The organism is Streptomyces sp. NPDC029292 (assembly GCF_055569295.1).
In genome coordinates, this window is sequence record NZ_JBVHXR010000016.1 from 116,483 (window position 1) to 140,687 (window position 24,205).

22 protein-coding genes are annotated in these 24,205 nt (G+C 70.4%); 10 read left to right on the plus strand and 12 right to left on the minus strand.

Annotated features, from left to right (window positions below):
* From priA to hisD, 6 genes are read right to left on the minus strand one after another with little or no spacing between them, the layout of a single operon-like run.
* Positions 1-723, minus strand: coding sequence for a bifunctional 1-(5-phosphoribosyl)-5-((5-phosphoribosylamino)methylideneamino)imidazole-4-carboxamide isomerase/phosphoribosylanthranilate isomerase PriA (gene priA / locus ACZ4WS_RS30930; RefSeq protein ID WP_467985654.1), 723 nt, complete (start codon positions 721-723; stop codon positions 1-3).
* The gene (gene hisH, locus ACZ4WS_RS30935; protein ID WP_467985656.1) at positions 720-1,367 is read right to left on the minus strand and encodes an imidazole glycerol phosphate synthase subunit HisH; all 648 of its coding nucleotides are present in this window, start codon (positions 1,365-1,367) and stop codon (positions 720-722) included. The genes priA and hisH overlap by 4 nt, the downstream gene beginning before the upstream one ends.
* Positions 1,358-1,522 carry a hypothetical protein gene (locus ACZ4WS_RS30940; protein WP_187285985.1) on the minus strand — a complete coding sequence of 55 codons (165 nt, stop codon included), beginning with the start codon at positions 1,520-1,522 and terminating at the stop codon, positions 1,358-1,360. The genes hisH and ACZ4WS_RS30940 overlap by 10 nt, the downstream gene beginning before the upstream one ends.
* Complete coding sequence (hisB, locus tag ACZ4WS_RS30945; protein WP_467985658.1) at positions 1,519-2,112, minus strand: imidazoleglycerol-phosphate dehydratase HisB; 594 nt, start codon at positions 2,110-2,112, stop codon at positions 1,519-1,521. Before hisB ends, ACZ4WS_RS30940 begins: the two co-directional genes overlap by 4 nt.
* Positions 2,109-3,242 (minus strand): histidinol-phosphate transaminase, encoded by a 1,134-nt coding sequence (locus ACZ4WS_RS30950; RefSeq protein WP_467985659.1) that lies wholly within the window; start codon positions 3,240-3,242, stop codon positions 2,109-2,111. Before ACZ4WS_RS30950 ends, hisB begins: the two co-directional genes overlap by 4 nt.
* Positions 3,239-4,564, minus strand: a complete 1,326-nt coding sequence (gene hisD / locus ACZ4WS_RS30955) for a histidinol dehydrogenase (protein ID WP_467985661.1) — start codon at positions 4,562-4,564, stop codon at positions 3,239-3,241. The genes ACZ4WS_RS30950 and hisD overlap by 4 nt, the downstream gene beginning before the upstream one ends.
* A 208-nt stretch (positions 4,565-4,772) precedes the next feature.
* On the opposite strand from hisD, the gene ACZ4WS_RS30960 reads away from it, so the two are divergent.
* From ACZ4WS_RS30960 to ybaK, 4 genes are all read left to right on the plus strand, one after another.
* The gene (locus tag ACZ4WS_RS30960) at positions 4,773-6,353 is read left to right on the plus strand and encodes an oxidoreductase (protein WP_467985663.1); all 1,581 of its coding nucleotides are present in this window, start codon (positions 4,773-4,775) and stop codon (positions 6,351-6,353) included.
* 139 nt (positions 6,354-6,492) lie between these two features.
* Entirely contained in the window at positions 6,493-7,578 is a 1,086-nt protein-coding gene (locus ACZ4WS_RS30965) for a hypothetical protein (protein WP_467985665.1), read from the plus strand.
* Positions 7,579-7,589: 11 nt separating this feature from the next.
* Positions 7,590-8,330 (plus strand): LON peptidase substrate-binding domain-containing protein, encoded by a 741-nt coding sequence (locus tag ACZ4WS_RS30970; protein WP_467985667.1) that lies wholly within the window; start codon positions 7,590-7,592, stop codon positions 8,328-8,330.
* A gap of 17 nt (positions 8,331-8,347) precedes the next feature.
* Positions 8,348-8,845 carry a Cys-tRNA(Pro) deacylase gene (ybaK, locus tag ACZ4WS_RS30975; RefSeq protein WP_467985669.1) on the plus strand — a complete coding sequence of 166 codons (498 nt, stop codon included), beginning with the start codon at positions 8,348-8,350 and terminating at the stop codon, positions 8,843-8,845.
* A 322-nt stretch (positions 8,846-9,167) separates the two neighbouring features.
* Here ybaK and ACZ4WS_RS30980 read toward each other — a convergent pair whose 3' ends face one another.
* From ACZ4WS_RS30980 to ACZ4WS_RS30995, 4 genes are all read right to left on the minus strand, one after another.
* The gene (locus tag ACZ4WS_RS30980) at positions 9,168-9,839 is read right to left on the minus strand and encodes an AAA family ATPase (RefSeq protein ID WP_467985671.1); all 672 of its coding nucleotides are present in this window, start codon (positions 9,837-9,839) and stop codon (positions 9,168-9,170) included.
* A 34-nt stretch (positions 9,840-9,873) separates the two neighbouring features.
* Entirely contained in the window at positions 9,874-10,695 is an 822-nt protein-coding gene (locus ACZ4WS_RS30985) for an ABC transporter permease (protein WP_467985673.1), read from the minus strand.
* A gap of 130 nt (positions 10,696-10,825) precedes the next feature.
* Positions 10,826-11,797, minus strand: coding sequence for an ABC transporter ATP-binding protein (locus ACZ4WS_RS30990; RefSeq protein ID WP_467985901.1), 972 nt, complete (start codon positions 11,795-11,797; stop codon positions 10,826-10,828).
* A 103-nt stretch (positions 11,798-11,900) separates the two neighbouring features.
* Positions 11,901-13,118, minus strand: a complete 1,218-nt coding sequence (locus tag ACZ4WS_RS30995) for an NYN domain-containing protein (RefSeq protein ID WP_467985675.1) — start codon at positions 13,116-13,118, stop codon at positions 11,901-11,903.
* 224 nt (positions 13,119-13,342) lie between these two features.
* On the opposite strand from ACZ4WS_RS30995, the gene ACZ4WS_RS31000 reads away from it, so the two are divergent.
* Positions 13,343-13,522 (plus strand): hypothetical protein, encoded by a 180-nt coding sequence (locus ACZ4WS_RS31000; RefSeq protein ID WP_467985677.1) that lies wholly within the window; start codon positions 13,343-13,345, stop codon positions 13,520-13,522.
* 110 nt (positions 13,523-13,632) lie between these two features.
* Here the strand turns inward: ACZ4WS_RS31000 and dnaE are convergent, their stop codons facing one another.
* Positions 13,633-17,172, minus strand: coding sequence for a DNA polymerase III subunit alpha (gene dnaE / locus ACZ4WS_RS31005; protein WP_467985679.1), 3,540 nt, complete (start codon positions 17,170-17,172; stop codon positions 13,633-13,635).
* 270 nt (positions 17,173-17,442) lie between these two features.
* Between dnaE and ACZ4WS_RS31010 the strand changes: the two genes are divergently transcribed.
* From ACZ4WS_RS31010 to ACZ4WS_RS31025, 4 genes are all read left to right on the plus strand, one after another.
* The gene (locus ACZ4WS_RS31010) at positions 17,443-18,771 is read left to right on the plus strand and encodes a DUF2252 domain-containing protein (RefSeq protein ID WP_467985681.1); all 1,329 of its coding nucleotides are present in this window, start codon (positions 17,443-17,445) and stop codon (positions 18,769-18,771) included.
* Between the two features lie 68 nt (positions 18,772-18,839).
* Complete coding sequence (locus tag ACZ4WS_RS31015; RefSeq protein ID WP_467985683.1) at positions 18,840-19,529, plus strand: hypothetical protein; 690 nt, start codon at positions 18,840-18,842, stop codon at positions 19,527-19,529.
* Positions 19,530-19,623: 94 nt separating this feature from the next.
* Positions 19,624-20,436: a DsbA family protein gene (locus ACZ4WS_RS31020; protein ID WP_467985685.1), complete on the plus strand. Its 813-nt coding sequence runs from the start codon at positions 19,624-19,626 to the stop codon at positions 20,434-20,436.
* Positions 20,437-20,582: 146 nt separating this feature from the next.
* A complete protein-coding gene (locus ACZ4WS_RS31025; RefSeq protein ID WP_467985687.1) occupies positions 20,583-22,253 on the plus strand; it encodes an alkaline phosphatase D family protein in 1,671 nt (556 codons plus the stop codon).
* Between the two features lie 83 nt (positions 22,254-22,336).
* On the opposite strand, the gene ACZ4WS_RS31030 is transcribed toward ACZ4WS_RS31025, so the two are convergent.
* Positions 22,337-22,906: a dienelactone hydrolase family protein gene (locus ACZ4WS_RS31030; protein ID WP_467985689.1), complete on the minus strand. Its 570-nt coding sequence runs from the start codon at positions 22,904-22,906 to the stop codon at positions 22,337-22,339.
* A 108-nt stretch (positions 22,907-23,014) separates the two neighbouring features.
* Between ACZ4WS_RS31030 and ACZ4WS_RS31035 the strand changes: the two genes are divergently transcribed.
* Positions 23,015-24,187 carry a mechanosensitive ion channel family protein gene (locus ACZ4WS_RS31035; RefSeq protein ID WP_467985691.1) on the plus strand — a complete coding sequence of 391 codons (1,173 nt, stop codon included), beginning with the start codon at positions 23,015-23,017 and terminating at the stop codon, positions 24,185-24,187.
* The last annotated feature ends 18 nt before the right edge of the window (positions 24,188-24,205 follow it).

A 24,205-nucleotide genomic window follows, 5' to 3' on the forward strand; every position in this document is an offset into this window, starting at 1 on the left:
TCAAGATGTAGCCTCCAGGGCCTCTTCCAGGGTGAACGCCTTCGCGTACAGGGCCTTCCCGACGATCGAGCCCTCGACACCGAGGGGTACGAGCTCGGCGATCGCCCGCAGATCGTCCAGGGAGGAGACCCCGCCCGAAGCGACCACCGGGCGGTCGGTCGCCGCGCACACATTGCGCAGCAGCTCCAGGTTCGGCCCCTGGAGGGTGCCGTCCTTGGCGATGTCGGTGACCACATACCGGGCGCAGCCCTCGGAGTTGAGGCGCTCCAGCGTCTCGTAGAGGTCGCCGCCGTCACGGGTCCAGCCGCGGCCCCGGAGGGTCGTACCGCGTACGTCGAGGCCGACCGCGATCTTGTCGCCGTGCTCGGCGATGACCTTGGCGACCCAGTCCGGGGTCTCCAGAGCGGCGGTGCCGAGGTTCACCCGGGTGCAGCCAGTGGCGAGGGCCGCGGCGAGCGTGTCGTCGTCGCGGATGCCGCCGGACAGCTCCACCTTGATGTCCATCGCCTTGGTGACCTCGGAGATCAGCGCACGGTTGTCGCCGGTGCCGAACGCGGCGTCCAGGTCGACGAGGTGCAGCCACTCGGCACCGGACCGCTGCCAGGCGAGGGCGGCTTCCAGCGGCGAGCCGTACGAGGTCTCCGTACCGGACTCGCCGTGCACGAGGCGGACGGCTTGGCCGTCGCGGACGTCGACGGCGGGGAGGAGTTCGAGCTTGCTCACAGTGTTCCGATCCAGTTGGTGAGGAGCTGGGCTCCGGCGTCGCCGGACTTCTCGGGGTGGAACTGGGTGGCCCACAGGGGGCCGTTCTCGACGGCCGCCACGAAGGGCTTGCCGTGCGTGGACCAGGTCACCAGGGGGGCGCGCAGCGCCGGGTTCCCGACCTCCAGGGACCAGTCGTGGACGGCGTAGGAGTGGACGAAGTAGTAGCGCGCGTCGGCGTCGAGCCCCGCGAAGAGCCGCGAGCCCGCGGGCGCCTCGACCGTGTTCCAGCCCATGTGGGGCACGATGTCGGCCTGCAGCGGCTCGACCGTGCCGGGCCACTCGTCGAGGCCCTCGGTCTCCACGTCGTGCTCGATGCCGCGCGCGAAGAGGATCTGCATACCGACGCAGATGCCCATCACCGGGCGGCCACCGGACAGGCGACGGCCGACGATCCAGTCGCCGCGCGCCTCCTTCAGGCCCTTCATGCAGGCGGCGAAGGCGCCGACGCCGGGCACCAGCAGCCCGTCCGCGTTCATGGCCGTGTCGAAGTCGCGCGTTATCTCGACGTCGGCCCCCACGCGCGCGAGAGCACGCTCGGCAGACCGCACGTTCCCGAAGCCGTAGTCGAACACCACGACCTTCTTAGGGGTGCTCAATTCCACACCTCCAGCCTCATGACGCCCGCGACGAGACACATCGCGGCTCCGATGGAGAGCAGCACGATGAGGCTCTTGGGCATCTCCTGCTTGACGAAGGAGTAGATGCCGCCGAGGAGGAAGAGTCCGACGACGATCAGGATGCTAGACAGGCCGGTCACAGCGCGCCCTTCGTGGAGGGGAGGATGCCGGCCGCGCGCGGGTCGCGCTCGGAGGCGTAGCGGAGCGCGCGGGCCAGCGCCTTGAACTGGCACTCCACGATGTGGTGCGCGTTGCGCCCGTAGGGCACGTGCACGTGCAGCGCGATCTGGGCCTGGGCGACGAAGGACTCCAGGATGTGCCGGGTCATCGTCGTGTCGTACTCGCCGATCATCGGCGCCATCTTCTCGGGCTCGGTGTGCACGAGGTAGGGGCGGCCCGACAGGTCGACGGTCACCTGGGCGAGCGACTCGTCCAGCGGAACCGTGCAGTTCCCGAATCGATAAATCCCCACCTTGTCGCCGAGCGCCTGCTTGAAGGCGGCGCCCAGCGCGAGGGCTGTGTCCTCGATGGTGTGGTGCGAGTCGATGTGCAGGTCGCCCTCGGTCTTCACGGTCAGGTCGAACAGACCGTGCCGGCCGAGCTGGTCGAGCATGTGGTCGTAGAAGCCGACGCCTGTCGACACATCGACCTTGCCGGTACCGTCGAGGTTGATCTCGACGAGCACCGAGGTCTCTTTGGTGGTGCGCTCAACGCGGCCGACGCGGCTCATGCGTTCTGCTCCTGTTCGTGGTCTTTCTTGGCGGGTTCTTTGAGAAGCGTGCGTGCCGCATCGAGGAACGCGTCGTTCTCTTCGGGGGTTCCGGCGCTGACCCGCAGCCATCCCGGTACGCCGTTGTTCCGCACCAGGACTCCCTGGTCGAGGATCTTCTGCCAGGCCTCCTGCGCATCGGCGAACCGGCCGAACTGCACGAAGTTGGCGTCCGACTGGGTCACGTCGAAGCCGATCGCGCGCAGCTCGGCGACCAGCCGGTCCCGCTCGGCCTTCAGCTGCTCCACGTACCCCAGCAGTGTGTCGGTGTGCTCCAGAGCGGCCAGCGCCGTGGCCTGCGTGATGGCCGACAGGTGGTACGGCAGCCGTACGAGCTGGACCGCGTCGACGACCGCCGGGTGCGCGGCGAGATAGCCGAGGCGCAGGCCCGCCGCCCCGAAGGCCTTCGACATCGTCCGCGAAACGACGAGATTCGGCCGATCTTCGATCAGCGGCAGCAGCGAGTCGCCGTGGCTGAACTCGATGTACGCCTCGTCCACGATCACCATCGACGGCTTCGCCGCCTGTGCGGCCTCGTACAGCGCGAGGACCGTCTCGGGCGGCACCGCGTTGCCCGTGGGGTTGTTGGGGGTCGTGATGAAGACGACGTCCGGCCGGTTCTCGGCGATGGCCTGCTCGGCGGCGGCGAGGTCGATCGTGAAGTCCTCGTTGCGCGGACCGGAGATCCAGCCCGTGCCCGTGCCGCGCGCGATGAGCGCGTGCATCGAGTACGACGGCTCGAAGCCGATCGCCGTACGGCCGGGTCCGCCGAAGGTCTGCAGCAGCTGCTGGATGACCTCGTTGGAGCCGTTCGCCGCCCAGACGTTCTCGAGGCCGACCCGGTGCCCGCCGGTCTTCGTCAGGTACTTGGCGAGCTCGGTGCGCAGCTCCACCGCGTCCCGGTCGGGGTAGCGGTTGAGGTCGCGGGCGGCCTCGCGCACCCGCTCGGCGATCCGCTCGACGAGCGGCTCGGGCAGCGGGTACGGGTTCTCGTTGGTGTTCAGGCGTACGGGGACGTCCAACTGGGGCGCGCCGTAGGGGGACTTGCCGCGCAGCTCGTCCCGTACGGGGAGATCATCGATACCAGTCACTTGCTCTCGGGCACCTTCCAACCGAACCGGGCCTTGATCGCCGCGCCGTGCGCGGGCAGGTCCTCCGCCTCCGCGAGCGTCACCACGTGGTGCGCCACCTCGGCGAGGGCATCGCGCGTGTAGTCCACGATGTGGATGCCGCGCAGGAACGACTGGACACTCAGTCCAGAGGAGTGGCAGGCGCAACCGCCGGTCGGCAGCACGTGGTTGGAGCCCGCGCAGTAGTCACCGAGGGAGACGGGCGCCCAGGGGCCGACGAAGATCGCGCCCGCGTTCTTCACCCGGTCGGCGACCTGAGCGGCCTCGGCCGTCTGGATCTCCAGGTGCTCGGCGCCGTACGCGTCGACCACCCGCAGGCCCTCGTCGACGCCGTCGACCAGCACGATCGCGGACTGCCTGCCGCTGAGGGCGGGAGTGATCCGGTCGTCGATGTGCTTGCTGGCGGCGACCTGGGGCTCCAGCTCCTTCTCGACCGCGTCGGCCAGCGCCACCGAGTCCGTGACGAGGACGGCGGCGGCCAGCGGGTCGTGCTCGGCCTGGCTGATCAGGTCGGAGGCGACGTGCGCCGGGTCGGCGGTCTCGTCCGCGAGGATCGCGATCTCGGTGGGACCGGCCTCGGCGTCGATGCCGATCTTGCCCGCGAAGTACCGCTTGGCGGCCGCGACCCAGATGTTTCCGGGACCGGTGACCATGTTGGCGGGCGGGCAGGACTCGGTGCCGTACGCGAACATCGCGACGGCCGTCGCACCGCCGGCCGCGTAGACCTCGTCGATGCCGAGCAGGGCGCAGGCGGCGAGGATCGTCGGGTGCGGCAGCCCGCCGAACTCGGCCTGGGCCGGGGAAGCAAGCGCAATGGACCCGACCCCGGCTTCCTGGGCCGGGACCACGTTCATGATCACGGAGGACGGGTAGACGGAGCGTCCGCCCGGCGCGTACAGACCGACGCGCTCGACCGGCACCCACTTCTCGGTGACCGAGCCGCCGGGCACGACCTGGGTGGTGTGCGTCGTACGGCGCTGCTCGCGGTGGACCAGGCGGGCGCGGCGGATGGACTCCTCCAGGGCCGCGCGCACGGCCGGGTCGAGCTGCTCCAGGGCGTCGGTGAGCGCCTGGGCCGGGACCCGTACGGACTCCAGCTGGACCCCGTCGAACTTCTCCGCGTAGTCGATCAGCGCCGCGTCGCCGCGATGATGCACGGCCTCGCAGATCGGACGCACCTTCTCCAGGGCGGCCTGAACATCGAAGTCGGCTCGGGGCAGCAGGTCGCGCAGGGCGGAGCCCTCAGGGAGGGCGTCGCCGCGCAGATCGATTCGGGAGATCACGTGCTCAATTCTCTCAGACGGCGATAAGACGCCGGACGCCTGTATCAATGGCTGATACAACGCCCGGGTCGGTTCCGGTCGGTGGCGGATACAAGCCACCTTCGGTTCCCCGGAAGATCCTCGTCACCAGTAGCGTTCGGGCCGTCACACAGCGGGCATTGGACGGTTGTACGAAACCCGCGAGTAGCTGGGGAGGAAGGGAAGTGCCGTGACCGAGGGTGCCGGCATCCGCACCGGGGACCTGCCGGACGATCTGACCGCCGCCGAGGCCGGGATGTGGCAGGCCTTCCGCAACGGCAGCGTGTACGACCTGCGGAGCGGGGACGCGACCGTGGACGATCCGCACGGCGGCCACCCCTGGGGAACCGACCGCAGCGTCCGGGCCCGGATCGTGGCGTGGCTGCTGCTCGACGGGCCTCCCGCGCTCCAGGGCCGCGTCGCTTCCCTGAAGCTGACCGGCGTGCAGATCACCGACGTGCTCGATCTCGCGGGCGGCACCGTCACGCCGTACGTCGAGCTGAAGGGCTGCCGGTTCGAGAAGGAGATCCTGCTGCCGGAGGCCCGGTTCACGACCGCACGTCTGGTCAACTGCTCGGTGCCGCGGCTCGAGGCGGCCCGGGTGCACACCGAGGGCGACCTGCATCTGCCGCGCTGCCGCTTCCACAACGGCGTACGCCTCACCGACGCGCACATCGGCACGGACCTGCTGCTCAACCAGGCCGTGGTCTACCGCGACCGGCGCGGGCGCTCGCTCACCGGCGACGGCATGACCGTCGGACAGGACCTCCAGGCCGAGATGCTGGAGTCGCACGGTGAACTGAGCCTGCGCGGCGCCACCGTCGGCGTCTCGCTCAGCCTGCGCGGCAGCAAGCTGACCAACCCGTACACGCGCCTGGCCCTGAACGCCCCCCAGCTCACCGTCAACCGCACGCTGTACCTGACCCCCGCGGGCCTCGGCAATCCGCTGCTGACCAGCGGCACCACCCCGGCGCACGGCACGCTGGTGCAGCGGTTCGAGTGCGAGGGCGGGATCCGGCTCGACGACGGGCGGTTCGGGGACGCGGTCGACTTCGAGCGGGCCCGCTTCACCTTCGACGACGACCAGGAGCTGTCGCTGCGCCGGGTCCAGACGCCGGAGCTGCGCTTCCTCGGGGAGCGCCCCGCGCGCGGCAAGGTCGTGCTGTCGGGCGCGCGGGTGGTCAATCTGATCGACCGGGCGGACAGCTGGCCGGGGCCCGGCAGTCTCCACATGGGCGGCTTCGGCTACGAGAGCCTCGTGCCGCAGGGAGCTTTCCCGCTGACCCGGCGGCTGGAGTGGGTGGCCGCGGCGACCCCCGAGTACAACCCGGAGCCGTACGAGCGGCTGGCCACCGTGCTGCGCAACTCGGGCGAGGACGAGGACGCGCGCGAGGTGCTGCTCGCCAAGCAGCGCCGCCGCCGCGAGACCCTGCCGCTCGCGGCCAAGCTGTGGGGGTACGCGCAGGACTGGACGGTCGCCTACGGGTACCGGCCCGGACGGGCCGCCCTGTGGATGGCGGTGCTGTGGGCGGCGGCGTCGATCGCCTTCTCGCACGCCGGCCACCCGCCGATCAACGGCGGCGAGCATCCGCCGTGGAACGCCTCGCTGTTCGCCCTGGACCTGCTGCTGCCGGTGATCGACCTCGGCCAGGTCGGCTTCTGGCAGCTGCGCGGCGGCTGGCAGTGGCTGGCCGCGGCGGTGATCATCCTCGGCTGGATCCTGGCGACGGCGGTGGCGGCGGGGGCGACACGACTGCTGCGGCGCAGCTGACCTACAGGCCTCCCACAGGCCTCGAACAGTTGAACAACACTCACCTTTTACCGGTCCTTGACCGTCGGACATACAACCAATCGACGGTTACGAAAGCGTCACCGCGCACCCCTGGCACAGCTCCGACCTGCGGCTTTCAATGGTCCTCACCATGGCACTGCTGCGCGCCCTCATCCGTACGGCCCGGATGATCAGGAACACCTCGCGCCTCGCCGACGGACTGCCCGCCGACGACGAGGTACTCCTCGACGCGCCGGACGAGCAGCTCGGCCCCGCGCTCGTCGCGGCGGGCCGCGGCGAGTACGACCCGGCGGCCAAGCTGCTCGCCACCACGCGCGAGGCCGCCGAGTGGGAGAACCGCGACCGGTACGTGATGCGCCTCGCGCTCTTCGCCCGCTCCCGCGACGAGTGGCTCCGGGACTGGCTGAGCGCATGCCCGCACGACCCGGACGCGCTGCTGGTCCAGGCCGAGCTGGCGGTGGGCCGCTGCTGGGAGTCGCCCGCCCGCGCCGAGCTGCTGCGCCAGGTCGGCCCGCTGATCAGCGCCGCCGCCGAGGGCGACCCGCGCGATCCGGTGCCGTGGCGGATCGCGCTCGACCACGCCCGGGGCACCGACGTCGGGCACGCCGAGTTCGAGAAGCTGTGGGGCGAGGCCGTACGGCGCTCACCGCACCACTACGGCTGCCACGTGGCCGCCCTGCAGTACCTGTCGGCCGCCTGCTGCGCCTTCCGGGGGGACGCTCCCCGGACCGCCATGTGCTCGCACCACGAGTGCTTCGACTTCGCCGAGCGGGCGGCGCAGGACGCGCTGCCGAGCTCCCTGGTGCAGGCGCTGCCGGTGCGCGCGGCCTTCACGTATCTGGCCGAGGGCGGCGCGGCGGCGGTGCCGCGCGAGCGCCTCGACGCCGCGGCCGACCTCGCGATCGCGGTCTCCGCGACGTACGCCGCCGCCGACCCGTGGCCCGCGGAGGTCCGCAACCTCCTGACCTACGTCCTGGTCAGGCTGGAGCGCTGGACGGACGCCCTGGAGCAGCTCCGGCTGATCGGCCCGTACGCCACGTCGTTCCCCTGGGACCGGGTGTCGGACGACCCGCTCGGCCAGTTCCTGGAGCTGCGTGACGGCGTCCGTCTGGAGGTCGCCGCGGGCCTCGCCCTGCGCCCGCAGAGCCCTTCCCCGCATCCACGAAGTGGGCACGACGGACGTGCCCGCCCCGGCGACCATTAGGCTTTCCCGTCGTGACCACCGTGCGGCTCCCGCTCTTCCCCCTGAACTCGGTGTTGTTCCCGGGGCTCGTGCTTCCTCTGAACATCTTCGAGGAGCGCTATCGCGCCATGATGCGCGAGCTGCTGAAGACCCCCGAGGACGAACCGCGCCGGTTCGCCGTCGTCGCCATCCGCGACGGCCACGAGGTCGCGCCCACCGCGCCCGGCATGCCGGACCAGACCGCCGTGCCCGAGCGCGGGCCCGCCGCCGGCTTCGGCGACGACCCGGCCAAGGCGTTCCACGAGGTGGGCTGCATCGCGGACGCGGCGACCATCCGGGAGCGCGCCGACGGCAGCTTCGAGATGCTGGCGACCGGGACGACGCGCGTGCGGCTGGTGTCCGTGGACGCCTCGGGCGCGTTCCTGACGGCCGAGCTGGAGGAGCTGCCCGAGGAGCCGGGCGAGGAGGCCGGTGCGCTCGCCGAGGGCGTCCTGCGCGCCTTCCGGCAGTACCAGAAGAGGCTCGCGGGCGCCCGTGAACGCTCCCTCTCCACCGGCGCCGATCTCCCCGACGAGCCCTCGGTGGTCTCCTACCTCGTCGCGGCCGCCGTGATGCTGGACATCCCGGCGAAGCAGCAGCTGCTGCAAGCCCCTGACACCGCCTCGCGCCTGCGCGCGGAGCTGAAACTCCTGCGCGCGGAGACCGCGATCATCCGTAATCTGCCGTCGTTGCCGGCGTCGGACCTGACGCGCGGCCCGACGAGTCTCAACTGATGTAAGGCATCGGCACCTTGGCGAAGAAGGCGAAGAAGCAGGCGGGCGGCACTCCCGCGACGGTGGCCCTGGCGGCCGCGGGCGTGGACTTCACCCTCCACGCGTACGAGCACGACCCCGCGCATCCCTCCTACGGGGACGAGGCCGCCGAGGCGATGGGCGTGTCGCCGGACCGGGTCTTCAAGACCCTGGTGGCCGACGTGGACGGCTCCCTCGTCGTCGCGGTCGTCCCGGTCGCGGGCTCCCTGGACCTCAAGGCCCTGGCCACGGCGGTGGGCGGCAAGCGAGCGGCCATGGCGGACCCGGCAGCGGCCGAGCGCACCACGGGCTACGTCCGCGGCGGCATCTCCCCGCTGGGCCAGCGCAAGAAGCTCCGTACGGTCCTGGACGCGTCGGCCGCGGCCCACGCCACGATCTGCGTCTCGGCCGGCCGCCGGGGCCTGGAGGTGGAACTCGCCCCCGACGACTTGGCGAAGCTCACGGACGCCGTCTCCGCGCCCGTCGCCCGTGCGTGACCCCTCGACGTACGCCCCGTCCTCGGTTAAGTACGAGGGACATGTCGAAGAAAACGCGAAAGCGCAAGTGGCGCATCAAGAAGGGCCGCTCGAACCATGGACGCCGTCCGGCTTGAGTTCTTCAGCCCGTCGTGGGGGCCCCCGCTCATGGGGGTCCCCCCGCTCGAGCGAAGTCGAGAGTGGGGGAGAAGCCGAGAGTGGGGGAGTTTGAGGACGAGGCCGTTCAGGCCGAAACGGGGGTCTGGAGGCGGAGCCCCCAGGGACGGGGAGGGTAGGGGCGGCGGGGGCGAAAAACGCTTGCGCGCCCCCACCGGACCTGGGCCTAACCCACCGGAGGCGCAGGGGGCGCAGGCGCCACGTACGGGCTCTGGTACGGATCGGGGTCACGCGGCCCGAACAGGGCCGTGAGGCCGAGGTGGACCACCAGCCCCGCCACGGACCACGCCAGCAGCGCCCCCCTCGCCCCGAGCTTCAACGGCGCGGAGAAGGTAACCCCCTTGCCCACAGCCTTGGCATGCGCGATCACGTTCTGCGTGGGCCCGAGCCAGATCCCGATCCGCCAGGCGAGCAGCGACCCGAGCAGACCTCCCACCGCGAGCGCGATCACCAGCGGCACACCCCCACGCCGCCGCCACAGAAAGACGCCCAGCGCACTCACCGCACCGAAGCCCAGCGCAAGCAGAGTGAACGTTCCGTCGACCCCGATCGCCTGCTCGCCCTCGGTGTCCTTCAGATAGACCGCGGTGTCGTCGGCGATCAGCGGCACATGCGGCGCCAGCCACCACCACAGCACCCCGAGCAGCGCTCCCATGACCGCCACCGCCACCGTGATCACGGCGGCCTCCCGCACTTCGGTCTTCATCCCGGGGCCGTCCTGTTCATACGCGGCTTCATACGCGGCCGGCCCCGCGACGCCACCGACAGGCGGAGCCTGCCAGGCGTTGTGCGAGGGCTGTTGATGCGGCGGCGGAGGCGGAGTCAGCGGAGCGGTCACCCTGACATCGTGCCAGGCCCGTCTGTCAGCCGCGTCACCGGACGGCCGCCCGGCGGTACGCCCAGGTCGCGACGGCCAGCGAGGCCACCCCGACACCGGCGCAGACGGCCAGGTCACCGAGGACGGCGGCCCAGTCGGGATGCGCCCCGAAGGTCCGGGCGAAGGCCTCGACACCGTACGTCGAGGGCAGCAGATCACGGCCGTACTGCACGACCGTCGGCAGCCTGTCCGGCGGCAGCACCCCGAGCAGCAGCGCCGCCGACATCCCCAGCTGCCCCAGCAGCGTGGCGAGTTCGGGCCGCGGCGCGAGCAGCCCGAACGCGGCCCCGAGCCCGGCGAGCGCGGCCCCCGCGAGCGGGATCACCGCGGCGAGCACCCACAGGTGGGCCATCGGCAGCCCGAAGAGCACACAGCCGAAGACGGCGGTGGCGACGGTCCCGGGCACGGTGAAGGACGCGTACGCGCCCGCGGCGCCGAGCACGACGGCGGCCGGCGGGACGGGCAGCGTCGCGTAGTGGTCGAGCCCGCCGTCGGCGCGCAGCTGCCCGAAGTACTGCGCGAGGAGATTGAGCGCGACGAAGGCCACCACCAGCACCGACGACCCGGCCACCACGGCCCGCGCCTCGCCCCCGCCGTCCACCACGCCGCGCATCATGATCATGATGCCGACGGACTGGAAGGTGGCCACGAACAGCAGCGGGATCCGCGCGACACGCGCCCGGGAGAGCTGCGCCCGGTACACGGCGGCCAGCGACGGCCACAGCCGCGCGCGCGGCCCCAGTTCCACGGCCTCGCCGGCATCCTCGGCCACGGGCAGCGCACTGCCCGGCAGAACTCCAGCGGGTACGACACTCACGTCGAGCTGCTCCCCTTCACTCCGGCAGCCGTCCTGTTCCAGGCGCCTACGGCCGTTCGCGGGTTCCGTACACCCACCGCGGCCCATTCCCCGCGTACGGAGTCCCGTACGGATTCCGGGCTCCAGGTACTCACGCCTTCACCAGCCCCTGCGCATTGCCCCCGAGTGCCAGGTAGACGTCCTCCAGGCTCGGGGTGGCCAGCGTGAAGTCGTCGAGGGCGGCGAAGGCGGCGCCGCCGGTGACCGTGGCGACCGCCGCGCGGGCCTCCTCGGGGGCGAGCCGCAGGGTCCAGCGGCGGCCCGACTCGATGGCGCGGGCGCGCAGCGCGGCGACCTCGGGGACGTGCAGCGGGGCGTGCTCGCGCCAGACGAGTTCGACCCGCACCTCGCCCGCGACGCGCTCCTTGAGCCCGGCCGGGGTGTCACAGGCGATGACGCGGCCCCGGTCGAGTACGGCGACCCGGTCGAGGACGGTCTCGGCCTCGATGACGTTGTGGGTGACCAGCAGGACGGTCGTGCCGCGCTCGGCCCGGCGCCGGTCGACGGCGGCCCAGACGGCGCGGCGGGCGAGGGGGTCCATGCCGGTGGTCGGCTCGTCGAGGACCAGCAGGGGGCGCTCCCCCACCAGGGCGGCGGCGAAGCAGGCGAGCCTGCGCTGCCCGCCGGACAGCTTCTTCAGGGGGCGGGAGGCGAGCGGTGTGAGGCCCAGTTCGTCGAGTACGGCGTCCCGCTCGGCCCGCGCCCGGCGGAGCTCGAGCCCGCGCAGCCGCCCGGTCGTCTCCGCCGCGAGCGACACGGTCAGCTCGTCGAGGGCGGTGGACTCCTGACCGAGGTACGCGAGGATCCGCGCCGCCCGCTCGGGGTGGCGCACGATGTCGTGCCCGAGGATCTCGACGCTGCCGCTGTCGGGGCGCATCAGCCCGGTCAGCTGGCGTACCAGGGTCGACTTGCCGGCGCCGTTCGGTCCGAGCAGCCCGAAGATCTCGCCGCCCCGAATGTCCAGACGTACCCCGTCGGTGGCCCGTACCTCGGGCGTGGCGGGGGTGCCGCGGCGTCCCCGCACGGCCGGATAGGTCTTGCTGAGCCCCCGCACGGCGCACACGACATCGCCCCTGTGTCCGTTGCGGACCGTCTGTGCCGTGCGCGTGCTCACGAAGGACGAGACTACGGGGTCCGATGCCCCGTTATGAGCCCGGGGCCGTCGCTCACTCCCCCGCAGGGGCGTGTTCCGCCGCCGTACGCACGTCGATCTCGCGCCAGAAGCCCGCCCGGATCGCGTACCGGTCGTGCTCGTCGATCTGGTCGTCCTTGTGCGCGAGCAGCCCGAAACGGGCGGCGTAGCGCAGCAGTTCCCCGTCCACCCGGTGCGGAATCCGCGGGTACATCGTGGACAGCTTCTGCAGATGGGTCTGGTCGGTGAGCCGCTCCATCCAGCGGCGCGCGAAGACCTGACCCACCTCGTACGGATCTCCGCCGACCGTGGTGATGTCCTCCTCGCGGTCGGCCCACCGCTGCTCCGCGGAGGTGAGCTGGGCGAGCGTGGGCAGCGCGGCGGCCTCAGCGGGCTCCGTGGCGCCGCCCGGCCGCTCGATCCACCCCTTGTCGGACGACCAGCGCAGAGTGGCGCTGGCGGGGTGCTGGGCGGCCTGTGTGCCGGGCCCGCGCAGCGCGGCCAGGTCCTTGGGCGTGGGGACGCCCTTGGGGGCGGGCACCCGCTCCTCGGTGCCGTTCGGCGACTCGGCCGCCGAACCGTGCTCCGCGTCGGGCGCGGGCCGCTCGGCCGCGGCGGCGAGCGCCGAGTCGGGCAGCGGCGCGGAGAGGATCGCGGCGATCTCGGGGCGCGGCACGGGCGACGGCGCGCAGATCCCGCCCAGCTCCTTGGCGCGTACGGCCTTGGTGATCCACGCCCGGTCGAGGACGCGGCGCTCGTCGGCCTCGGCCACCAGGTCCTCGGACTGGTTGTAGTCACCGTCGGCGGCCTGCACGGCCCACAGGTGTACGGCGACGCCGTGCTCCTTGGCGGCCATCATGCCCGGCAGCAGATCCCCGTCGCCGGTCACCAGGACCACGTCGGAGCAGGCCCGGTTGCGCGCCAGCTCGGTCAGCTCGGCGTGCATGGCGGCGTCGACGCCCTTCTGCGCCCACCGCCCGTCGCTGCGGGTCAGCGCGCCCAGCCGCACCGTCACGCGCGGCATCACGCGCAGCCTGCGGTGCTCCGGCTGCGGTACTCGGTCGGGGGCGCCGTCGAACCAGTAGATGCGCAGCAGGGGGCGCTCCGTGTCGGACTCGGCGCGCTCGCGCAGGCCCTGGATGAGGGCGGCGTGGTCGACGGTGATCCGGGAGCGGGAGGAATCCCCGGCGAGAAGACTGGCAGCAGCCCCGAGCAGATACCCGGCGTCCACCAGGACGATGCAGCGGTCCACTCGATCCACCCTCTTTCCGGGAGGTTTGCTTCGGGCTTCCTTCGAGTCTGCCCGACCGTGCGGAGGTTAACGGCCGGAACTCGATCTTCGGCGTGGCGTATCGAAAGAACACTCTCCGACAGGGCTTATTACGCACGGTAATTCTCCGAAATGCGCCGCTTGCCAGCCTATGTGAATCTGGTCGCGGCCCTGGCCCCTAGTTCCCCCTCAGGAGGCAGATCCCCATGGCCAAGAACAAGAACCGCAAGCAGGGCGCCCAGCAGGACCGCTCCTCGCAGGCCGAGCGTGCACAGGAGCAGGCGCAGCGTTCTTCGGCGGAGGCACAGCAGTCGCCGATTTCGCAGGCGCAGGGCAGCCCGGCGGATGTTGCCCGTAAGCACCAGAAGCGCTTCGGCCACAACTGAGGCCACGCGCACGGGCTGTTGAAGCCCAGGCACACACCGAGGGGCGCATCCGTTTGCGGATGCGCCCCTCGCGTACGCCCATTCCTGCGTCGTACGTCTGCCCGTATTTCTCAGCCTGCCAGGCAGGACGGGCCCAGCAGCACCTTCAGGTCACCGAAGAGCGCCGGATCCGGCTTCACGCGGTGCCGGTCGAGCCGCAGCACCGTCGTCTTGCGCGGGCCCTGGAGCCTGATGCGGACCTCGCTCTCGCCCTTGTGGTGGCTGAGGATCTCGCCGAGGCGGCTGACCATGGGCGGGGTGACCTTCAGGGCCGGGATGGTGAGGATCACGGGCGCGTTGGTGCCCGCGTTCGACAGGTCCGGGACCTGGAGCTCCATCGCGACCAGGCGCGGCACGTCCTCGCGCTTGTCGAGGCGGCCCTTGACGAAGACGACCGCGTCCTCGACGAGTTGGGTCGACACCAGCTGGTACGTCGCCGGGAAGAACATGCACTCGATGGAGCCCGCGAGGTCCTCCACCGTGGCGATCGCCCAGGCGTTGCCCTGCTTGGTCATCTTGCGCTGGAGGCCCGAGATGATGCCGCCGATGGTGACCACCGCGCCGTCCGCGTGCTCACCTCCGGTGAGCTGGGAGATGCCCGCGTCGGCCTTGTCGGACAGGACGTGCTCCAGGCCGAAGAGCGGGTGGTCGGAGACGTACAGGCCGAGCATCTCCCGCTCCTGGGCGAGCAGATAGGCCTTGTCCCACTCGTCGGCGGTGAACTCCACGTCGAGGCCGAAGCCGGGCTCGCTGGTCTCCTCCTCGCCCATGCCGCCGAAGAGGTCGAACTGGCCCTCGGCCTCCTTGCGCTTGACTGCCACCACGTTGTCGATCATGGGCTCGAACTGCGCGGTGAGGCCCTTGCGGGTGTGCCCCATCGTGTCGAACGCGCCCGCCTTGATCAGCGACTCCGTGGTGCGCTTGTTGCAGGCGACCGCCTCGACCTTGTCGAGGTAGTCGGGGAAGGAGGCGTACTTTCCCTTGGCCTTGCGGCTCTTGATGATCGACTCGACGACGTTCGTGCCGACGTTGCGGACGGCGGAGAGACCGAAGAGGATCACGTCGTCGCCCTGGGCGGCGAAGTTCTGCTCCGACTCGTTGACGTTCGGCGGCAGCACCTTGATGCCCATGCGCCGGCACTCGTTCAGATAGATCGCGGACTTGTCCTTGTCGTCCTTGACCGAGGTGAGCAGACCCGCCATGTACTCGGCCGGGAAGTTGGCCTTCAGGTACGCGGTCCAGTACGAGACCAGTCCGTACGCGGCAGAGTGCGCCTTGTTGAAGGCGTAGCCGGCGAAGGGGACCAGCACGTCCCACAGGGCCTGGATGGCCTCGTCGCTGTAGCCCTTCTTCTGGGCGCCCTCCTGGAAGAGGACGAAGTTCTTCGCCAGCTCGTCGGGCTTCTTCTTGCCCATCACGCGGCGCAGGATGTCGGCCTCACCGAGCGAGTACCCGGCGATGATCTGGGCGGCCTTCTGCACCTGCTCCTGGTACACGATCAGGCCGTAGGTGACCGCCAGGACCTCTTCGAGGGGCTCTTCGAGCTCCTTGTGGATCGGCGTGATCTCCTGCAGCTTGTTCTTGCGGAGCGCGTAGTTCGTGTGCGAGTCCATGCCCATCGGGCCTGGACGGTAGAGCGCGGAGACGGCGGAGATGTCTTCGAAGTTGTCGGGCTTCATCAGACGCAGCAGCGAGCGCATGGGGCCGCCGTCGAACTGGAAGACGCCGAGGGTCTCGCCGCGCTGGAGGAGTTCGAAGGTCTTCGGGTCGTCGAGCGGGAGGGCCAGCAGGTCGAGGTCGATGCCCTTGTTGGACTTCACCATCTTGACGGCGTCGTCCATGATCGTCAGGTTGCGCAGGCCGAGGAAGTCCATCTTCAGCAGGCCGAGCGACTCGCACTGCGGGTAGTCCCACTGCGTGATGGTCACGCCGTCCGTGTGCCGCACCCAGACCGGGGCGTGGTCGACGATGGGCTCGCTGGACATGATGACGCCGGCGGCGTGCACGCCCATCTGCCGGACCAGGCCCTCGACGCCCTTGGCGGTGTCGATGACCTTCTTCACATCCGGCTCGTTCTCGTACATCGCCCGGATCTCGCCGGCCTCGCTGTAGCGCGGGTGCGAGGAGTCGGTGATGCCGCTGAGGTCGATGCCCTTGCCGAGGACGTCGGCGGGCATCGCCTTGGTGAGGCGGTCGCCCATCGCGTACGGGTAGCCCAGCACGCGCGCGGAGTCCTTGATGGCGTTCTTCGCCTTGATCTTGCCGTACGTACCGATCATGGCGACCTTGTCGGCGCCGTACTTCTCCGTCACGTACCTGATCACTTCGACGCGCCTACGCTCGTCGAAGTCGATGTCGACGTCGGGCATGGAGACGCGCTCGGGGTTCAGGAACCGCTCGAAGATCAGACCGTGCGGGATCGGGTCGAGGTCGGTGATGCCCATGGCGTAGGCGACGATCGAACCGGCCGCCGAACCACGGCCCGGACCCACGGCGATGCCCTGCTTCTTGGCCCACATGATGAAGTCGGCGACGACGAGGAAGTACCCCGGGAACCCCATCTGGATGATGACGTCCATCTCGTACTCGGCCTGCTTCTGGCGGTCCTCGGGGATGCCGCCGGGGAAGCGGCGCTCCATGCCCAGGCGGACCTCCTCCTGGAACCAGGTGACCTCGGTGTAGCCCTCGGGGATGTCGAACTTCGGCATGAGGTTCTTCGCCTCGAACATGCCGGCCGTGTCGATCTGCTCGGCGACCAGGAGGGTGTTGGCACAGCCCTGCTGCCAGGCGTCCGAGGAGTCGACGGCGTACATCTCGTCCGTGGACTTCAGGTAGTAGCCGGTGCCGTCGAAGCGGAAGCGGTCCGGGTCGGAGAGGTTCTTGCCGGTCTGGATGCACAGCAGGGCGTCGTGCGCGGTCGCCTCGTGCGCGTACGTGTAGTGCGAGTCGTTCGTCACCAGGGGCGGGATGCCGAGCTTCTTGCCAATCTCCAGGAGGCCGTCGCGGACCCGGCGCTCGATCTCGATGCCGTGGTCCATCAGCTCCAGGAAGTACCGGTCCTTGCCGAAGATGTCCTGGTACTCGGCGGCCGACTTCAGGGCCTCGTCGAACTGGCCCAGGCGCAGCCTGGTCTGGAGCTCGCCGGAGGGGCAGCCGGTGGAGGCGATGAGCCCCTCGGACCACTGGGAGATGGTCTCCTTGTCCATGCGCGGCCACTTCTGCAGCCAGCCCTCGGCGTACGCGTCCGAGGAGAGCCGGAAGAGGTTGTGCAGGCCCGTCCGGTTCGCCGCCCAGATCGTCTTGTGCGTGTAACCACCCGAACCGGACACGTCGTCGCGCTTCTGGTGCGGCTGGCCCCACTGGATCTTCCGCTTGTTGCGCCGGGACTCCGGGGCGACGTACGCCTCGATGCCGATGATCGGCGTGACGCCCGCCTTCTTGGCCGTGTGGAAGAAGTCGTACGCCCCATGGAGGTTGCCGTGGTCGCTCATGGCGATGTGTGTCATGCCCATCTCATTGCAGGCATTGAACATGTCCTTCAGCCGCGCGGCACCGTCCAGCAGCGAGTACTGGGTGTGGACGTGCAGGTGCGTGAACGGCGGCTTTGACACGGCTTCGGCCTCCAGGAAGAACGATGGGCGACAGGCTGCGGGCAGTCTGGGGGGACAGCGTCGAAGTCTATGACGCGGGACTGACACTCCGCGGAGGATCACACGTACCTTCATGCGGGGTACTCGGATCCCACGGCGTACCTTCGTCGACGGAATCCGGGCACTCCCGCGTACCTTCGTCCGTTGGAAGTCGACGGAAGCATCCGTCCCGGCGGACGGCACGCCCGTCCCCACATGTCATGCACCACCTGCACCAGGAGGCACCCAGCGATGTCGGTCCCGCAGCTCAGCGCCGAGCAACGCGGCGAGCAGATCCTCGCCGTCTTCGACACCGCCTTCGGCGAGCTCCTGGCCGCCGACCCGGCCGCGTTCCGCGTGAAGTTCCGCAAGATGGCGGCCTCCGCCTTCGCGTTCTACCGGGGCACGGCGGGCCTCTTCTACCACGACCTCGACCAGGAGAGGCGGGGCGGCCCGTACCTGGACGAGCGCACCTCCCGCGTGTGGATCCACGGCGACCTGCACGCCGAGAACTTCGGCACGTACATGGACGCCAACGGCCGCCTGATCTTCAATGTGAACGACTTCGACGAGGCGTACGTCGGCCCCTTCACCTGGGACCTCAAGCGCTTCGCGGCCTCCGTGGCGCTCATCGGGTACGCGAAGGCGCTCAGCGACGAGCAGATCAGCGAGCTGGTCACGGTGTACGCGGCCGCCTACCGCGAGCGCATCCACGCCCTCGCCACCGGCGCCAAGAGCGACGAGGTGCCGCCCTTCACGCTGGACACCGCCGAGGGCCCGCTGCTGGACGCGCTGCGCGACGCCCGCTCGCTGACCCGCTTCGGGCTGCTCGACTCGATGACCGAGATCCGCGACTTCGAGCGCCGCTTCGCCGCAGGCGGCGGCTCCATCGAGCTGGACGCGGCCACCCGCTACAAGGTGCTCGCCGCGTTCGACGGCTACCTGGAGACCCTGCCGGAGTCGTCGCTGGCCCGCCCGGACTCGTACCGCGTCAAGGACGTCGTGGGCCGCCGCGGCATCGGCATCGGCTCGGCCGGACTGCCGTCGTACAACATCCTTCTGGAGGGCAACAGCGACGCCCTGGAGAACGATGTGGTGATCTACATCAAGCAGGCACAGACCCCGGCCGTCTCCCGGCACATCACGGACTCCGCGATCCGCGAGTACTTCCAGCACGAGGGCCACCGCACGGTGATCTCGCAGCGTGCCCTCCAAGCGCACGCCGACCCGTGGCTGGGCTGGACCGAGCTGGACGGCGCGGGCCAGCTCGTCGCCGAGGTGTCGCCGTACGCCGTCGACCTGGACTGGGGTGACATCGACGACCCGGAGGAGATCGCCTCGGTCGTCGCCGACCTGGGCCGGGCCACGGCCACGATGCACGCGGCGGCGGACGACGAGAGCGGCCACTCGGAGCTCGTGCCGTTCTCCACGGAGCGGGCCATCGACGCGGCGATCGCCGCCGACGAGGACGGCTTCGCGGAGCTCCTCGTGGACTTCGCGCACAGCTACGGCGCACGCGCGCGCGGCGACCACCAGATCTTCGTGGACCTGTTCCGTAACGGTCGGATTCCGGGTCTGTAGGCATCGCACAACTCATAGGGAGCCTTTAGGGGTCCCTTACAGGAGTACGTGGCACACTCTCCAGCGCTATGGACATATCCGGGACCCAGCTCAGAGCCCTTCGCGCGGCTCTGTTCACGGCAGTCGTCGTGACGCTCTCCACCGCGTCGCACGTGCTGCTGTCCCGGATGCCACTGCCCCTGAGCACCGTGGCCGCGATCGCGGGCGCCGTCTTCGTCATCGCCTACGCCCTGGCGGGCCGCCGCGAGCGCGGCTTCGGACCGATCGCGGCCCTGCTCATCCCACTGGAGCTGGCCGCCGACACCGTGTTCACCACGGGCCAGCACGTCTGTTACGGCAGAGCGGGCGGCCCGATCGCGGGCCCGCTGCGCTCGGTCGGCATCGACGTGCTGTGCGGCGGCGGCAGCGTCGGTACGCCGCTCGCCCGGGTGACCGGCACCGGCCCCGACCGCGCGGCGGCCCTCCTCGCACACGCCGACCCGGCCGCCGCCTGGCTGCTGCTCGGCGCGCACATCGGCGTGGGGCTCCTCGCGGCCGCCTGGCTGCGCCGCGGCGAGCGGGCCCTGGACCAGCTGCTGTGCGCGGTGGCCGGGGCCACCTTCCGGCCCCTGCTGATCGCGGTCGCCGCGGTGACCGTGCGGCTCGCTCCGGTCCGTCGGCTGCCGCGCCCCACGCGCCGGGCGGCCACCGCCCGTACGCGCCTGTTCGTGCACTCCCTGGGACGGCGTGGACCGCCCTGCTCGGTCGCTTTCGCGTGAGCAATCCCGCCTGAGCGACAACACCTGAGCACCGGCAGTCCCCCATACGTATCCCGCGTACGACGTGTGCGCGTCCCACATGGAGATCACCAATATGAGCCAGCGGAACAGCAAGGCCGCGAAGACGGCAGCCCGTGAGCGCCTGCGCGTGGAGCGCGAGCGTCAGGCCAAGCGCGACAAGGTCAAGCGGCAGGTCATCGTCGCCTGCTCCGTCGTCGGCGTCCTCGCGATAGCCGGCGGCATCGGCTACGCCGTGGTGCAGAACAACAAGCCGACCTACTGGGAGGCGGCCAAGAACGACAAGCTCGTCAAGCCGGCCAACACCACCGGCACGAACGGCACGACGGTCGTCATCGGCAAGAGCACCGCCAAGAAGACCCTCGTGGAGTACGAGGACCCGCGCTGCCCGATCTGCGCCCAGTTCGAGCAGACCGTCGGCGCGACCGTGAAGAAGGACGTCGACGCCGGCAAGTACAAGATCCAGTACATCGGCGCCACGTTCATCGACACCAACAGCGGCGCGGGCGAGGGGTCCAAGAACGCGCTCAGCGCCCTCGGCGCCGCCCTGAACGTGAGCCCCGAGGCCTTCTTCGAGTACAAGAGCGCGCTCTACTCGACGAAGTACCACCCGGACGAGACGGACGACAAGTTCAAGAGCGACGACTACCTGATCAAGGTCGCGAACACCGTGTCCGCTCTGAAGAACAACACGGCGTTCCAGAAGGCCGTGAAGGACGGCACCTACGACAAGTGGGCGCTCACCATGTCCGAGAAGTTCAACAAGAGCGGTGTGACCGGCACGCCGACCTTCAAGATGGACGGCAAGACGCTGACCGGCTCGGACGGCAACGCCCCGATGACGGTCGCCGACTTCACCACGGCGATCGACACGGCGCTCAAGGCCTGAGCCACCGGCCCCGGCACCGGGGCACCGGGGCACCGGGGCACCGGCCCGCGCTGACACGCGCGTTGGGCGACCAGCTCTCGAAGAGCGGGCGAACTTTTGGCGGTTCGCCCGCTCTTGGCTTGTACTGGTCGGTAACCTGATCGCTCGTGACCAGTCGATTCAGATCTTCCGACTCCTCGGGCGCCGTCAACTCCCGCGCCCCGCGCCGCCGTACGGTCGTCAAGGCCGCGGCCGCCACCGCCGTCCTCGCCGCCCCGCTCGCGGCCGCCCTCCCCGCCCGCGCCGCCGCCGAGGCCCCGGCCTTCCTGCACGGTGTCGCCTCCGGCGATCCGCTGCCCGACGGCATTCTGCTGTGGACCCGGGTGACACCCACGTCCACGGCCATACCCGGCTCCGGGCTCGGCCCGGACACCGAGGTCAGCTGGACAATCGCCAAGGACAAGGCGTTCGGCACCATCGTCGCCAAGGGTTCCACGACCGCGTCCGCCGCCTCCGACCACACCGTCAAGGCGGACATCCGGGGTCTGGAACCGGCCACCGACTACTGGTTCCGCTTCTCCGCCGGCGGCACCGACTCGCCCGTCGCCCGCACCCGCACCGCCCCGGCGACCGACGCCGGTGTGGCGGGCCTGCGCTTCGGCGTGGTCTCCTGCGCCAACTGGGAGGCGGGCTACTTCTCGCCGTACCGCCACCTGGCCGCGCGCGGCGACCTGGACGCCTGGCTGCACCTGGGCGACTACATCTACGAGTACAAGTCCGGTGAGTACGCGGCCCGTGGCACGGTCGTACGGCCGCACGCCCCCGCGAACGAGATCCTCACCCTCGCCGACTACCGCACCCGGCACGGCCGTTACAAGACCGACCCGGACCTCCAGGCCCTGCACCACAAGGCGCCGGTCGTCGCGATCTGGGACGACCACGAGTTCGCCGACAACGCCTGGTCCGGCGGCGCGGTCAACCACACCGAGGGCGCCGAGGGCACCTGGTCGGCACGCCAAGCCGCCGCGAAGCAGGCCTACTTCGAGTGGATGCCGGTCCGCCCGGCGATCGAGGGCACCACCTATCGCCGGCTGCGCTTCGGCAAGCTCGCCGATCTCTCGCTGCTCGACCTCAGGTCCTTCCGCTCGCAGCAGGCGTCCACGGGCAGCGGCTCGGTCGACGACCCGGACCGTACGATCACCGGCCGGGTCCAGCTCGACTGGCTGAAGGCCGGGCTCAAGGCCTCCGACACCACCTGGCGTCTGGTCGGCAACTCGGTGATGATCTCGCCGTTCTCGGTGGGCTCGCTCCCCGCCGACCTGCTCAAGCCGCTCGCCAAGCTGCTCGGGCTGCCGCAGGAGGGCATCGCCCTCAACACCGACCAGTGGGACGGCTACACGGACGACCGCCGGGAACTCCTTGCCCACCTGCGCTCCCACGCAATCCGCAACACCGTTTTCCTCACCGGCGACATCCACATGGCCTGGGCCAACGACGTGCCCGTCGACGCCGGTACCTACCCGCTGTCCGCCTCCGCCGCCACGGAGTTCGTCGTCACCTCGGTCACCTCCGACAACCTCGACGACATCGTCAAGGTCCCCGAGGGCACCGTCTCCGCGGTGGCCGCGCCGATCATCCGCACGGCCAACCGGCACGTCCACTGGGTCGACACCGACCGCCACGGCTACGGCGTCCTGGACATCACCGCCGACCGCGCGCAGATGGACTACTACGTGCTCTCCGACCGCACGGACCCGAACGCGACCTCGTCCTGGGTCCGTTCGTACCGCACGCGCACCGGTACGCAGAAGGTGGAGCGGACGTACGACCCGGTGTGACGGCCGTCGTGAGTCAGGGCTCGTGAATCAGGGCGCGTGAGCCAGGGCGCGTGAATCAGGGCTCGTGAGCCAGGGCTCGTGAGTCAGAGGCTGTCGAGGTAGCCGAGCGCCACCTTCCAGGTGGTCTCGGCCGCCTCCGCGTCATAGTCGGGCAGGTCGGGGTCGGTGTAGAGATGCCCTGCACCGGCGTACCGATAGACCTCCACATCGGCCCCGGCTCTCCGCATCTGCAGATACCAGGCGCTCAGCCAGTCGTCCGTCTCGAACGCGTCGGGCTCGGCGACATGCAGCTGGACCGGCAGCTCGTCCACCGACGCGCTCTCGGCGATGTCCGACGTGCCGTGCAGGAGCAGCAGTCCGCGGGCCTTCTCGTCGCCGAGGGCCAGGGTCTGCGCGATGGAGGCGCCGAGGGAGAATCCCGCGTACACCAGACCGCGGTCGGAGTAGGGCGCGGCGGCCAGGACGGCGCGCTTGAGCAACTCGTCCTTGCCGATCTCCTCGTTGAAGGCCATGCCCTCCTCCACGGTCTCGAAGGTGCGCCCCTCGAAGAGGTCGGGCGTCCACACCTCGTGCCCCGCGGCGCGCAGCCGCTCCGCCGCGGCGCGCACCGCGGGCCGCAGCCCGTAGGTCGAGTGAAAGAGCATGATGTTCATGAGCCCCATGGTGCCAGCCGGGACTGACAACGCCGGGCGGAGGCCGTACCCACTTCCGCCGCGAGATCACATGTTCATCCTCACCCACGGCCGGATACGGTCACTGGCATGGAGAACGTACTGCGCCCACTGATCGTCGTCGGAGGCTCGGTCGTGCTCACGCTGCTCATCGGGTGGGCCGTGGACCGCCTGCTGCGCCGGGCCGACGACCGGCACCACGAGGCCACCACGCTGTGGGGCCTGCTCCGCCGCGCCCGCGTCCCCTTCCAACTCGTGCTGTTCGCGGCCCTGCTGAGAGGCTCGTACGACCAGGCGAAGCTGCTGATGGAACACCGGGTCGGTGTCGGCCGCACGCTGACGCTGATCCTCATCGGGTCCGCCGCGTGGCTCGTGGTGTGCGTCGCGACGGCGATCGTCGAGACCTCGTACACCCGCTACGCGACCATCCACCGCGACCCGGCACGGGTGCGCCGGGTGCGCACCCAGGTGACGCTGATCCAGCGCGTGGTGTCCGCGATCGTCGCCGTGGTGGCGATCGCGTCGATGCTGCTCACGTTCCCCGCGATGCGCGCCGCCGGTGCCTCGCTGCTGGCCTCGGCCGGCGTCCTCGGCATCGTCGCCGGTGTCGCCGCCCAGTCGACGCTCGCCAATCTCTTCGCCGGACTGCAGATCGCCTTCGGCGACATGGTGCGCCTCGGTGACACGGTCGTGGTGGACGGCGAGTGGGGCACGGTCGAGGAGATCACCTTGACGTTCCTGACGGTACGGACGTGGGACGAACGCCGGATCACGATGCCGGTCTCGTACTTCACCTCGAAGCCGTTCGAGAACTGGTCGCGCGGCAGCGCCCAGATGACCGGCATCGTGTTCTTCCACGTCGACCACTCCGCGCCGATGGAGGCGATGCGCGAGAAGCTGCGCGACATCCTGCGGGAGTGCCCGGCCTGGGACGGCCGTAACTGCGGCCTGGCCGTCACGGACTCGATGCCCAACACCATGCAGGTACGCGCCCTGGTCACCGCGAAGGACGCGGACGACATCTGGACGGTGCGGGTCACGGTCCGCGAACAGATGATCCGCTGGCTGACCGAGGAGCACCCCTATGCGCTCCCCCGCGTCAACACGGCGGACGCGGCGCGGCCGCCGGGCCAGGCGTCGCGTGCGGAGCGCGGCGAATCGGGCGGGACGGATGGGGCGGACGGTGCGGACGGTGCGGCGGCGCGTCCGGATCACGGCCGGGTCGCCCACGAGCCGCCCCGGACGGGCCCGGGGCGCGGCTGAGGTTCTTGGGCAAGCGGG

What these genes read in the sequence shown, in the direction of transcription:
- hisB (WP_467985658.1), bottom strand. Translation starts at nt 2,112, where the DNA reads ATGAGCCGCGTCGGCCGCGTTGAGCGCACCACCAAAGAGACCTCGGTG.
- ACZ4WS_RS31020 (WP_467985685.1), top strand. Translation starts at nt 19,624, where the DNA reads ATGAGCCAGCGGAACAGCAAGGCCGCGAAGACGGCAGCCCGTGAGCGC.
- ACZ4WS_RS31000 (WP_467985677.1), top strand. Translation starts at nt 13,343, where the DNA reads ATGGCCAAGAACAAGAACCGCAAGCAGGGCGCCCAGCAGGACCGCTCC.
- ACZ4WS_RS31015 (WP_467985683.1), top strand. Translation starts at nt 18,840, where the DNA reads ATGGACATATCCGGGACCCAGCTCAGAGCCCTTCGCGCGGCTCTGTTC.
- ACZ4WS_RS31035 (WP_467985691.1), top strand. Translation starts at nt 23,015, where the DNA reads ATGGAGAACGTACTGCGCCCACTGATCGTCGTCGGAGGCTCGGTCGTG.
- ACZ4WS_RS31030 (WP_467985689.1), bottom strand. Translation starts at nt 22,906, where the DNA reads ATGAACATCATGCTCTTTCACTCGACCTACGGGCTGCGGCCCGCGGTG.
- ACZ4WS_RS31010 (WP_467985681.1), top strand. Translation starts at nt 17,443, where the DNA reads ATGTCGGTCCCGCAGCTCAGCGCCGAGCAACGCGGCGAGCAGATCCTC.
- ACZ4WS_RS30965 (WP_467985665.1), top strand. Translation starts at nt 6,493, where the DNA reads ATGGTCCTCACCATGGCACTGCTGCGCGCCCTCATCCGTACGGCCCGG.